We start from the raw sequence: 11,695 nt of genomic DNA, 5'->3' as shown, positions 1-11,695 counted from the left end.
AAAAACAGGCAGGGTTTAATTATGTTTGTCGAAGAAAGTTTTTTGTTCATGTTTAAAGGACTTGCGGAATATCTTTGATAAAGAAGGCGTTAACAATATACAAATACTGTAATTAAGGGGGACAAGCATATGAGAGCTGCTCAAATTATTGAACAAGGAAAACCGTTAAGAATAGGTCATGTACCTGACCCAACTCCAGGTCCGCATGATGTCATTGTGAAAGTCGAAGCAAGCGGAGTGTGCCGTAGTGATTGGCATGCTTGGATGGGAGATTGGGAATGGATTGGTTTAAGTCCCGTACTTCCGATTATTCCAGGTCATGAATTAGGCGGTGTTGTTGAAGCGGTAGGAAGAGAAGTGAAAAACTTTCGTCCAGGGGATCGAGTAACGACTCCTTTCCACGAAGGGTGCTCACATTGTTTAAACTGTTTGAGTGGTCAATCAAATCGCTGTGATTCTTTACAAATTTTTGGATTTAGTTATGATGGAGCGTATGCAGAATATGTGAAAGTACCAAATGGGGATTTTAACTTAGTTGCTCTTCCTGATGAAGTGGACACGCTTACAGCTGCAGCTATTGGTTGTCGCTATATGACTGGCTATCATGGCGTCATGCGCAGCAATATTAAGCCAGGGAATTGGCTTGTTGTTCATGGTGCAGGAGGTGTTGGGCTATCTGCTGTTCAAGTTGCCAATGCGATAGGCGCTCAAGTCATTGCAGTTGATGTAGATGAGGCTAAATTGGACATGGCTAAGGAGGAAGGTGCCGTTGTTGGTGTGAACGCTCGCCAAGAAAATGTCGTGGAAGCCATTCGAGAAATAACGAAGGGTGGGGCACATGCATCCATCGAAGCACTTGGAATTCAAGAAACGATTTTAAATTCGGTCACTTCTTTACGCAAAGGAGGCCGACATGTTCAAATTGGTTTAACTACAAAAAATGAAGGGGGCTTAGTTGGTCTTCCGATTGATGCGATTACGGCGATGGAGTTAGAAGTGGTCGGAAGTCTAGGTAACCCTCGCTCAGAGTATAATGGTTTACTAGCATTGATTGCTCAAGGAAAGTTAAACCCAAAGTCACTCATTTCACGTGAGATTGCCTTAGATGATGTATCTGAGGTGCTTCATGATATGACAAGCTATAAAACATATGGGTTTAATGTAATTACACAATTTAAATAGAAGAGAGAGGACTTTGACACAGGCTTCTGGTTTGTGTCTATTTTTTTGAGTTTAAACTATTTTCTAAGCTACCAAATTTGGTAGCTTAGAAAATAGTTGATTAAATAAATGTAAGTAATATACCACCAATGGCTCCGCAAACAACAATAATCCAAGGGCGGAGCTTCCAAAACATAAGCATACTAAATAAGATGGAAGCTAAGGTAAAGTCAATGGAGGTTAGAATGGAGCTAGTCCAAATAGGATGGTAAAATGCTGAAATTAAAATTCCTACTACTGCAGCATTTATACCCATAAACGCCCCTTTAATTTTAGGATTACGACGTAAAGTATCCCAAAATGGTAACGTACCAAGGATTAGAAGGAAGGCGGGTAAGAATATAGCGATAGTTGCGACTAAGCCGCCTTGCCAACCATACATAATAGCACCTAAATAAGCGGCAAATGTAAATAAGGGGCCAGGTACTGCTTGGGTTACACCATAACCAGCTAAGAAAGCTTCTTCGCTAATCCATCCAGTGGGAACAAATTCTCGTTCTAGTAAAGGGAGAACAACGTGACCGCCGCCAAAAACTAAGGAACCAGATCGATAGAAGCTATCAAACATGGCTACCCAGTGAGATGCAGTTATCTCCTTTAAAATAGGCAATAGAATCAATAATCCAAAGAATAATGTTAAACATACGATTCCCACTTTTCGTGTAATGGGGAACTGGATACTTTCTTCGTCACTTTTAGTATGTTGTTTATATAGAAGATAACCAAGAAGGGCAGAAGTGCAAATAACAACTACTTGAGTAAGAATGGATTGCCATAAAAGTGTTCCTACTAATGCAAATAATGCAATGGTTTTTCTCTTTAAATCAGGAGTTAAATTTTTTGTCATCCCTAAAATAGCATGTGCAACTACGGCTACCGCTACTATTTTCAATCCGTGTATCCAGCCAGCTTCTCCTGTATCTAGCCCTTGAAGGAGTATAGCAAATAGTATGAGAGCAATTACGGAAGGAAGTGTAAATCCGATAAAAGCTACGATTCCACCTAGAATTCCTGCGCGCATAACTCCTATCCCAATTCCTACTTGGCTACTAGCTGGACCGGGTAAGAATTGAGAGAGTGCTACTAGGTCCGCATAGCTTTTTTCATCCATCCATTTTTTTCTTCGAATATATACCTCGTGGAAATATCCTAAATGAGCCACGGGACCGCCAAACGATGTTAATCCAAGTTTAGTCGAAACGAAGAGTATTTCTAGTAATGATTTAAATCTACTGTTCATATCGAGGTTCTCCATTCTTTTAATCTTGCAACGGTAAAATCAAATTTTCATAAAATGTAACATAGTGCATGGTTCGTTTTCAATTTGATTAATAGAAAATTTACATAGTTTTAATATAAAAAAAGCTTGTAGACAGACCCTGATATGGAGGCGTTGTCTACAAGATTTTATGAAGCTGTTTAAGATATTAATCAAACTGTAACTTATAATCTCCCTGCTTTTTTTATTGAATTATAAATGATATTATATACATTGGTTTTACATACATAATTTAAGGAGATGAACAGAATGGCTAAAAAGGGATACATTGTAATGGAAAATGGAGAAAAGATTGAGCTTGAATTTTACCCTAATGAAGCTCCCAACACAGTAGCTAACTTTGAAAAACTAGCTAATGAGGGCTTTTATGATGGAGTAGTTTTCCATAGGGTAATTCCAGGGTTTGTAAGCCAAGGTGGAGACCCTACAGGTACAGGAATGGGTGGAAGTGGTACTACTATTAAATGTGAGACTGAGGGAAATCCTCATAAACATGAAGCAGGCAGCTTATCTATGGCTCATGCTGGTAGAGATACAGGCTCTAGTCAGTTTTTCATTGTTCATGAGCCGCAACCTCATCTAAATGGAGTCCACACTGTCTTTGGTAAAGTGACATCAGGTCTTGAAACTGCAAGAGCTATGAAAAATGGTGACACAATGAAAGAAGTAAGAGTATTTGATGCGGAGTAATTAAATCATGTAAATGAGAGTAGGGCTGTTAATTAGCGCTGCTCTTTTTTTGTTTCTTAATTTATTTATAGCCTATTACAGTTTTTGAATGCCTCTAAGGATATTCCTGAGAAATCAGGGAAGAGGATAAAGATGGGATTATATACAATGTTTTATCAGGACCTAAATCAAATAAATAAAAGGACCCAACATATTTTATATTAACAAATATGCTATGTCCTTTTTCCAATTTATTTTATTCGGAATTTTGTAAGCTAGGAGAACTTCAACCTAAAGATCCTTAGCATTTATAAAAATTGACTAGTATCCATCCTAGTGGAACTTCTTCCCTTAACCTGCTTTAACGTCGCTACTATAAGAAAGCTAACAATCACCAATAAGAGCCATGAACTTACCTTTCCTAAATGAACGAGACTCCATGCTTCGGTTTGGTTTGGATATTTCCACGCTCCAAAGAACGTTGCGATATTTTCAGCTATCCATATAAAGAATCCGATGAGTACAAAAGAAAGTGCGAGTGGCATACGATAACGAGTTCCATCAACCTCGTATGTAACCCATGATTGCCAAAAGACGATCATTACAAGTCCAGATAACCACCAACGAACGTCAATCCAATAATGATGGGTGAAAAAATTCAAATAAATCGCAGCTGCAAGAGGTACAACTACCAAAAACGGGGGCCACTTAACCAGTTCAACTTTCAATCGCCTCCATGCCTGGCAAAGATAACTCGCTACACTTGCGTACATGAATCCACTATACAAAGGCACTCCAAAAATTTTGAAATATCCTTCCTCTGGATAAGACCAGGAGCCCATATGTACCTTGAAAAGTTCAAGAGTAAGTCCAATAAGGTGGAACAATGTGATAACCTTTAGTTCATCCCGTGTTTCAAGCCCAGAACGCACCATGTACCACTGCATCAGAAGGCAGATGATGAGCAGCCAGTCATACCGTGGCAGGAAGGGAAGTGGCATGATTTGTGTAAAAGCCAACGAGGCAAAAATAATGACAGGAAACAAACACGATAGGGCCTGCTCCCAACCAAAACGAACGGGTTGTTTTAGTGTTCTCATGATTGGTGCCTCCAAAAGTTTTTTCTGAATACATGTAAGTCCTGCTTATTGGGTGTCTTCGTCACTTTTGTATTCTAAAATATCTCCAGGTTGACATTCTAAAGCCTTACAAATCGCTTCTAAAGTGGATAATCGAATCGCTTTTGCCTTTCCATTCTTCAATATAGAAAGGTTAGCCATTGTTATGCCAACTCTCTCGGATAGTTCTGTCACGCTCATTTTCCTTTTCGCCAACATCACATCAATATTGATTATAATTGCCATTGTTTTCACCTCAGACCGTTAAGTCATTTTCTGATTTTATATCAATCGCTTCTTTTAACAGTTTTTGAAGAACAGCAGCAAAGACTGCAATCACCATTGAAGCAAAAGGAACAACCAATCCTATAAAGATGACACCCGGGGCGTCGTCTTTATCCGCAAATAGATAGAAGAGTGGCAAGACTAGCGCATGCAAGCTGCTGATTGTGATGGCGCAGTATTTGATTTTCTTTAAAGATTTTACAGATAATTCGGAGAAAGCTTTATTCTTGTCAATATATCTTAAAAGTTTAAATGCCTGATACAGAGCAAAGTAAAAAGGTATCGCTGATGCATAAAAAACGATGGAAACGAGATATTCTATATAAGCAAACTCTGGAAGCAATTGTGCTGCAACATTCCCTATCTCAGGTACCAAAAAGATACACAAAGCAAGAACTGGGATTCCAATAAAAATAACAGCTATCTTTAAAAAGAGTGTCGTAACTTGTTTCATAAAAAGCACCTCACTTATTTATTTTCAATTTGAATTTAACACGATATTTATCGTTTAACAATAAAAAAATATTTATTTTAATAGTATTTTTATTGTTATTTAATTATCCCTTTAATTTTAGAAAAAATAAAAAGCATTCCTCATTATTTACAGGGGAATGCTTTCTTTTTGATTACTATTTCGATTGCATGACATTTTTGCTAGAAAGAAGATTCATCTCTTTTCCGATTTTCACAAAGGTATGTAAAGCATATTCCAACTGTTCCTGCCGATGAGTGGCCATTATGGTTAATCGAATACGGCTCATGCCTTCAGGTACTGTAGGTGGGCGGATAGCTGGAGCAAAAATTCCTTCTTCTTCTAATCTTTTGGAAAAATGAACAGCATCTTGTGCAGAACCAATTAAAACCGCAAGAATGGGAGTGGAGCCATCTATAAGCGAAAAGCCTGATTTTTTCAATTCGTTCCGTAAAAATTCCGCATTTTCAAGCAGTCGTACGCTTCTTTCTCTTTCTTCACGAATGATACGAATTCCTTCTATACTCGCAGCGACAACACTAGGAGATAAAGCCGTTTGGAAAATAAAAGAACGAGCTTTATTGCGCAAGTATTGAATGAGGGATTGAGATGCCGCGACATATCCACCCTCTGCTCCAATTGATTTACTAAGCGTTCCCATTAATAAATCAATCTGATGCGTCAATCCAAAATATTCGGCTGTACCAGCGCCTGTTTTACCCAAAATTCCTGTAGAGTGTGCATCATCGACCATTACCATAGCTCCGTATTTTTGTGCAAGTGAGACGATAGCAGGGAGTGGAGCAATATTTCCATCCATGCTGAACACACCGTCTGTAACAATGAGCCTTCGTTGATAAGAGGTTGTATTTTGTAATTTTTTCTCTAAATCGTTCATATCAACATGATTGTAAATAACCGTATCAGCTTTACTTAAGCGGCAGCCATCAATGATGCTAGCGTGGTTTAGGGAATCGCTTAAAATAACATCACCCTGCTTCATCAAAGTAGAAATAATGCCGATATTTGCTAGGAATCCGCTGCTAAATACAAGGCTAGCCTCCTTTCCTTTAAAAGAGGCAATGTCACGTTCTAACTGTTCATGCAAAGAAAGATTTCCCGTCGTTAAACGAGAGCCGCCGCTTCCTGTACCAAATTGTTTGATTGCTTCAATGGCTTTTTCTTTCATACGTGAATCATTGGCTAAACCTAGATAATTATTAGAAGAAAATAGAAGAACCTTCTTTCCTTCTAGCACTGTTTCTGTATCACTTGCTGCATCTATCCTCCGCAGTGTTCGAAATAATCCTTGTTCTCGAATTTGCTGTAATTCCTGGTTAAGATAATCTGTCATGAGCTTGCCCTCCTTCTATGATCGGTTTCGTTTTCATATGTAATACAGACAGGTGTTGTTTCTAAATAAGAAATATAGTCATCTAGAGGACAATGTTGTTTAACAAAAAAGAGGCGTCCTCCACAATCTTCTCCAATATTTTTTAAGTGGGTAATCCGTATTTCGATGTTTAATAGATTATGAATGCCAAGCAGAAATAAAATCAGACTAGCGCGGATACCCGCAAGAAGGTAGCGCTTAAATCCAAATACAGCGACAATTGCTACAGCAATAGGAGCAGAAAGCTGGAATTCTGAGAGGAATTTTAATTGCTCCTGTAATCGCTATAAAACTAGCAAGAAAAGCAATCAGCGCAAGATCGTAAGTTGTCCATTTTTTCATAAGAGTCTCTCAATTGTAAACTATAATTAAATTAAGTTTACAATTGAGAATATTAAAACATAATACAGTGATATCGTCAATATAGGAAAAATTGAATTTCTTAATAATCCTGTATCTGGGTAGGGTGTTCTAGGAGGATAATTATGTTCCAATCTGTAGATGAGTTGGACATCTGAAAAAATGGCACAAATAACCGAGGTCCCTGTAGGGCTTATTTATCAAGCTGCATATTAGCTAGAAAAGCACCTACACTATAAAACGCTACAAGGGCTTTTCAAAGTTCTGATGCAGTAAATACAGGTGTTGCAATCAAGAATTTGTATTTGGTTCAGGAGATAGTTCGAAAGCTGAGAAGTGGACCTTTACACATGGTAGGACAATCTAGCTTTTCAGCCAGGTTATAAAATAAAAAGGGTAGTTAACAATAACAAATACGTACATTTAGTTATTCAATTGTATTTGCTAAGGGAATGGCTAAAATAGAACGAATGTTTTTGTTTTTGCTCCTGGTTGATATAATATGGATATTAAAGAAAGAAGTGTCATGCAATGAAAGTCCATAAAGGCTATTAGTTTCAAATCTAACTAATTGAACAACACTGCATAACTATATATTGTGACACGTAAAAGGGGATTATGATGGGAAAATTAGAAGAGATATATCCGCTCGCAATTGAGCAAACAAAACAAAAGGTTATCCAGGATATTGAGCGCTATTTAGAAACACAAGATAAGCTTCCTGCCTGGCAAACATATATTTCTGACAGACAGTCTTATATTGAGCAGATTTGGATTAATGTTTGGCTAAATAAAGCTTCAAATGATGTACCGAGAAAAGAAAAAAAGGCCTTTTTGAATGAAAAGGGATATGTTACCGAAGGGACAGATAAAAAGCTAATTAATCAATTATTCCGTAACGAATTAAGAAATTATTATCCCTTTGATGTGCTGCCTTGGCTGAAACAAACTTTATCTGAAAATGAGCAAGACTGGGAGCAAAGATATGTCAATGCAAGACAAACTTTCTTTAAAAGACAAGAAGAGAAGAGGCAAGCCGAACAGCGATGGCATATTCGAGAAAAACTGCAAAAGGCTGCTTATGACTTTTTGGATAAGAATGCTTTTTTTTCATATTTGCATGTCCGTTATCACGTAGCTCGAATGTTGTCTGATGATATTCAAAATAAGAAAAAGTATCATTATACAGAGCCCTACTTACTTGAAGAACCATTGAGGGTGCAGGGGGAGTTTAACGCGACAGATTATGTAATGCTTACTGATTTCTTTGAAGAATTGACAGGTGATATTCACTCGCTATTTGTTTGGGGAAGGAGCGACTTTGAATATGAAACCTATTTCTATCGCTATGAAAGAATTGTGTCGGAATTCATTTTAGACTTTGCTCCGAAAAAAGTTATCGAACATTTACCCGAGAAGCTAATGGAGGATTATACGGAAATTTATGGTGACCCTCTGACTATAGGAGCTTTAAAAGGGGTGCTGCGAGATGAATTGGCAGATTTATCTGAGGCTTGTTTTGATGAGCTTCAGGAGGAATACCTTTCTGATTTGTTAAGACTAGCAGAAGTTTCTTTTGACGAAACTTTGCATCAGGAGATCTTTGAGAAAGATGAAGCGACTAGAGAACGAAGACTGGCCGAAGAGTTGGCAGAGCAGGAACGCAGGAAAGCGGAAGAGGAAAGAATCCTTGATGATATTTTTGGCAAGGCTTATAGCGCGGCCCTAGGAAAGAACACGAGATATGTGCTCCATATTGGAGAGACAAATACAGGAAAGACGCATCGAGCGCTGCAAAAAATGAAGCAAGCTCAAAGTGGTTTATATCTTGCTCCACTCCGGCTTCTCGCACTCGAAGTTTATGACAAGTTGAATGCAGATGGTGTCCCGTGCTCCTTAAAGACTGGTGAAGAAGAAAAGCTAATGGAGAGTGCGAACCATATTTCCTCTACAGTCGAGATGTTTCGTGAGAAGGATTATTATGAAGTGATGGTCATTGATGAGGCGCAAATGATTGCTGATAAAGATCGTGGTTTCTCATGGTATCGAGCCATCACGAAGGCAAATGCAAAAGAAGTACATATCATTGGAAGCCAAAATACTAAAATGATGCTTCTTAATCTGTTAGATGGAGCTGATATTGAACTGCATGAATATAGCCGTGAAATTCCCTTGGAGGTAGAGAGTGGAGAGTTCAGTTTGAAAAACACGCAAAAAGGGGATGCCCTTGTTTGTTTTTCAAGGAGGCGGGTTCTTGAAACAGCTTCCAGTTTGCGACGAAATGGGCATAGCGTCAGTATGATATATGGCAGTATGCCTCCAGAAACAAGAAAAAGGCAAATTGAGCTTTTTAACCGTGGTGAAACATCCGTTGTCGTGGCAACAGATGCAATTGGAATGGGATTAAACCTGCCAATTCGTCGTATTGTTATCTTGGAAAATGAGAAGTTCGATGGAACGAGCAGGAGAAGATTGACCTCTCAGGAAGTCAAGCAAATTGCTGGGCGAGCTGGAAGGAAAGGGATTTATAATACAGGTAAAGTCGCATTTACATCTGATATTAAAATGATGCGTAAGTTACTGGAACAGGTAGATGAGCCGATTAAAACCTTTGCCATTGCGCCTACATCAGCGGTATTTGAACGGTTTCAGAAATATTATCGAAACCTAGGGACATTTTTTGAACTATGGGATAGATTTAATCCGCCAAAAGGAACAAAAAAAGCCTCTCTTTCAGAAGAACGAGAGCTATATGAACTGATTTGTGATACGGAAATTGAAGTTCGCTTTTCCTTGATGGATTTATATGGATTTCTTCATCTCCCGTTTTCAACAAAAGAACCAAGACTCGTCAATCAGTGGTTGGATACTATATTCGCGATTGCTGAGAATCGGGAGCTTCCAGAACCGGTCATCAAAAGGGGAAATCTAGAGGAGCTTGAGCTTTCGTATAAAGCTATCGGCCTTCATCTATTATTTTTATACCGTATCGATCGGAGGAGTGAAGCGATTTATTGGGAACGCGTCCGAGAAGAGATTAGCAACGGTGTGCATGATCAATTAAAAGATGAAGTAATTAATTACCAGAAAAAATGTAAACAATGTGGGAAGAAGCTACCGGATGAATCACGTTTTCCAATCTGTGACTCTTGTTATCATAGTAGATATCGAAGAAGGTATCGATCAAGTCAGCATTAGGCTAGCTTATTATGATGGAGATGTTTTATATGAAGTGGAAAGCTCATCAGCCATATTATAGAATTCTTAGAGAAGTCACCTATAATGAACAAAGAACAGTCATTTCCAATCGTGATATGTATTTATACGAAAATAAAATTACTACAAAATATCGTGAATTTCCTATTCATACCGTTCATGATATATCTTTTCGGAAAATTGGAGGTGAGGAAGGAATATTGTATCTTCATACAAGTGCGGGTGTATACCCTTTTACTGTTAAGGATGATCCTGGGACGTTTATTCAAGTGTTTAAAGAGAGTAAAGGTCTTAGAGGATAACCAATAGTTGGTCAAAAGTGCTTCTGGAGCATGTTTTCATCTTAGGTGGGAAAGCTAATAATGCTTGTTTAAAAGCGGTTTTATCACAAATGAACGAGTGGTAAGACCTCACACCTGATGGAAGTTTCAAGCAGTTCAACATACAAGATGAGACCTAACCATCATCAAAATTTAAAACATATAGATAGGGGAGTTCAATAATGGGTAAAAAACATCGTAATCGCATCAATTCTCCAAAAAAGAATAACCATGTTCCAGAAGAAGCTATTATTGCAGAACAAGAGGCACACGGTAAAGAATTTTCTGCGCAAAAGCGAAAGAAATAGTCTCGGATCCAATTACTAAATTTTAATGGGAGTATACCCTTTTAAAAAGCAATCTGTCTATATAGTCAAATACCGCTCATTCCATTATAAGGTGAGCGGTATTTGGCGTTCTTGTATCAATATTCTCCTGTGACTTCATTCATAGTCGTCTCAATAAAATGTGTAATAAGTTGATTTAAATCATTAGCTGATTTTGTAGGAATTTGATGCTTTGCATAATCGATGACTTGTAATTCGTTATATGGCAAGTTTTCATGTAATAACTTAGCATAATAATGGAACTGTTTATCTTTTTTTCCGTAAACGAGTAAAACAGGCAGGGGAATGTTCTTTAGCTGATTGGTACAATTATAATGTAAGCTATAACGGAAATACTGTTCGATATTTATTGAATTTCCTGTTAGGGCTTCATTAAACATCTTATTGAATAACTCTTGCTTATTTGAATTGCCCCACGAAATGGCTAGTGCAAGAAGTGGAACTGCTTTTTTATTGGCAAGCGATATTCCTAAAGAAATCTTTTGCTTTAACTCCCTATCTTTCACTTCAGACATACCGCTTATTACAATGCCTCCTAGAGCTCGGTCAGGGGCATTTAATAAATATTCTAGTGCAATAGAGCCACCGGTTGAATAGCCGCATATGAATGCTTTTTGAATGTTTAAATGATCTAATAAACGTTTGATATCTTCTACAATTAGTGAATAGATAATTGGCGTGTCTGAATATTGACTTCTGCCATGGCCTCTAATATCAAAAGTAATAACTTTAAAATTCCGAGATAATCCTTCTACTTGGTATTTGAAGTTTGAACTGGTAAGCACAGGGGGATGAATAAAAACGATAGGAATCCCGTTTCCTTTAACAGTGTAATATAAGTTTGCACCATCTATATCTAACATTGGCATGTATATAACCACCTCAATCAATCTGAAATCATTTCTAAAATCTTTAAGCATTATTCTTTATTCAGAATGGTTAATATGTATTGCTGTACTAAATCCCATATGAAATCCAATAAAGAGATATGTGTTTTATCTTAATAACAAGCGAT

At 37.7% G+C, this 11,695-nt stretch carries 12 protein-coding genes; 5 read left to right on the top strand and 7 right to left on the bottom strand.

All coding sequences use genetic code 11. The annotated features are described in order from the left end of the window. Window positions 1-129 precede the first annotated feature (129 nt). Window positions 130-1,182, top strand: coding sequence for a zinc-dependent alcohol dehydrogenase family protein (locus V7068_RS14220; protein ID WP_499713333.1), 1,053 nt, complete (start codon window positions 130-132; stop codon window positions 1,180-1,182). Window positions 1,183-1,282: 100 nt separating this feature from the next. On the opposite strand, the gene V7068_RS14215 is transcribed toward V7068_RS14220, so the two are convergent. Beyond that, a complete protein-coding gene (locus V7068_RS14215) occupies window positions 1,283-2,461 on the bottom strand; it encodes a chromate transporter (protein ID WP_499713332.1) in 1,179 nt (392 codons plus the stop codon). A 288-nt stretch (window positions 2,462-2,749) separates the two neighbouring features. On the opposite strand from V7068_RS14215, the gene V7068_RS14210 reads away from it, so the two are divergent. Further along, window positions 2,750-3,190, top strand: coding sequence for a peptidylprolyl isomerase (locus tag V7068_RS14210; RefSeq protein WP_127760043.1), 441 nt, complete (start codon window positions 2,750-2,752; stop codon window positions 3,188-3,190). A gap of 287 nt (window positions 3,191-3,477) precedes the next feature. Here V7068_RS14210 and V7068_RS14205 read toward each other — a convergent pair whose 3' ends face one another. The 5 genes from V7068_RS14205 to V7068_RS14185 form a co-directional block, all read right to left on the bottom strand. Beyond that, entirely contained in the window at window positions 3,478-4,269 is a 792-nt protein-coding gene (locus tag V7068_RS14205) for a DUF817 domain-containing protein (protein WP_499713331.1), read from the bottom strand. Window positions 4,270-4,314: 45 nt separating this feature from the next. Then, on the bottom strand, window positions 4,315-4,533 hold the full coding sequence (locus V7068_RS14200; protein ID WP_119117935.1) for a helix-turn-helix domain-containing protein: 219 nt from the start codon (window positions 4,531-4,533) through the stop codon (window positions 4,315-4,317). Between the two features lie 10 nt (window positions 4,534-4,543). Next, a complete protein-coding gene (locus V7068_RS14195) occupies window positions 4,544-5,026 on the bottom strand; it encodes a DUF2975 domain-containing protein (protein WP_499713330.1) in 483 nt (160 codons plus the stop codon). Between the two features lie 175 nt (window positions 5,027-5,201). Beyond that, complete coding sequence (gene bioF / locus V7068_RS14190) at window positions 5,202-6,398, bottom strand: 8-amino-7-oxononanoate synthase (RefSeq protein WP_499713329.1); 1,197 nt, start codon at window positions 6,396-6,398, stop codon at window positions 5,202-5,204. Then, complete coding sequence (locus V7068_RS14185; protein WP_499713334.1) at window positions 6,395-6,535, bottom strand: hypothetical protein; 141 nt, start codon at window positions 6,533-6,535, stop codon at window positions 6,395-6,397. The genes bioF and V7068_RS14185 overlap by 4 nt, the downstream gene beginning before the upstream one ends. Window positions 6,536-7,418: 883 nt before the next feature. Between V7068_RS14185 and V7068_RS14180 the strand changes: the two genes are divergently transcribed. The 3 genes from V7068_RS14180 (at window position 7,419) to yoyE (ending at window position 10,641) form a co-directional block, all read left to right on the top strand. Further along, a complete protein-coding gene (locus tag V7068_RS14180) occupies window positions 7,419-9,995 on the top strand; it encodes a DEAD/DEAH box helicase (protein ID WP_499713328.1) in 2,577 nt (858 codons plus the stop codon). Window positions 9,996-10,024: 29 nt separating this feature from the next. Then, window positions 10,025-10,315, top strand: a complete 291-nt coding sequence (locus tag V7068_RS14175) for a hypothetical protein (protein WP_499713327.1) — start codon at window positions 10,025-10,027, stop codon at window positions 10,313-10,315. Window positions 10,316-10,515: 200 nt separating this feature from the next. Then, window positions 10,516-10,641, top strand: coding sequence for a protein YoyE (yoyE, locus tag V7068_RS14170; RefSeq protein ID WP_499713326.1), 126 nt, complete (start codon window positions 10,516-10,518; stop codon window positions 10,639-10,641). A gap of 116 nt (window positions 10,642-10,757) precedes the next feature. Here yoyE and V7068_RS14165 read toward each other — a convergent pair whose 3' ends face one another. Then, a complete protein-coding gene (locus tag V7068_RS14165) occupies window positions 10,758-11,549 on the bottom strand; it encodes an alpha/beta fold hydrolase (protein ID WP_499713325.1) in 792 nt (263 codons plus the stop codon). Between the last annotated feature and the right edge of the window lie 146 nt (window positions 11,550-11,695).

Source organism: Bacillus sp. JJ634, from assembly GCF_036962285.1.
Taxonomy (GTDB): Bacteria; Bacillota; Bacilli; order Bacillales; family DSM-1321; genus Peribacillus; species Peribacillus asahii_A.
This window is presented reverse-complemented; position numbering and strand designations above follow the sequence as displayed.

What these genes read in the sequence shown, in the direction of transcription:
- V7068_RS14210 (WP_127760043.1), top strand. Translation starts at nt 2,750, where the DNA reads ATGGCTAAAAAGGGATACATTGTAATGGAAAATGGAGAAAAGATTGAG.
- V7068_RS14200 (WP_119117935.1), bottom strand. Translation starts at nt 4,533, where the DNA reads ATGGCAATTATAATCAATATTGATGTGATGTTGGCGAAAAGGAAAATG.
- yoyE (WP_499713326.1), top strand. Translation starts at nt 10,516, where the DNA reads ATGGGTAAAAAACATCGTAATCGCATCAATTCTCCAAAAAAGAATAAC.
- V7068_RS14215 (WP_499713332.1), bottom strand. Translation starts at nt 2,461, where the DNA reads ATGAACAGTAGATTTAAATCATTACTAGAAATACTCTTCGTTTCGACT.
- V7068_RS14195 (WP_499713330.1), bottom strand. Translation starts at nt 5,026, where the DNA reads ATGAAACAAGTTACGACACTCTTTTTAAAGATAGCTGTTATTTTTATT.
- bioF (WP_499713329.1), bottom strand. Translation starts at nt 6,398, where the DNA reads ATGACAGATTATCTTAACCAGGAATTACAGCAAATTCGAGAACAAGGA.
- V7068_RS14175 (WP_499713327.1), top strand. Translation starts at nt 10,025, where the DNA reads ATGAAGTGGAAAGCTCATCAGCCATATTATAGAATTCTTAGAGAAGTC.
- V7068_RS14220 (WP_499713333.1), top strand. Translation starts at nt 130, where the DNA reads ATGAGAGCTGCTCAAATTATTGAACAAGGAAAACCGTTAAGAATAGGT.
- V7068_RS14165 (WP_499713325.1), bottom strand. Translation starts at nt 11,549, where the DNA reads ATGCCAATGTTAGATATAGATGGTGCAAACTTATATTACACTGTTAAA.
- V7068_RS14180 (WP_499713328.1), top strand. Translation starts at nt 7,419, where the DNA reads ATGGGAAAATTAGAAGAGATATATCCGCTCGCAATTGAGCAAACAAAA.
- V7068_RS14205 (WP_499713331.1), bottom strand. Translation starts at nt 4,269, where the DNA reads ATGAGAACACTAAAACAACCCGTTCGTTTTGGTTGGGAGCAGGCCCTA.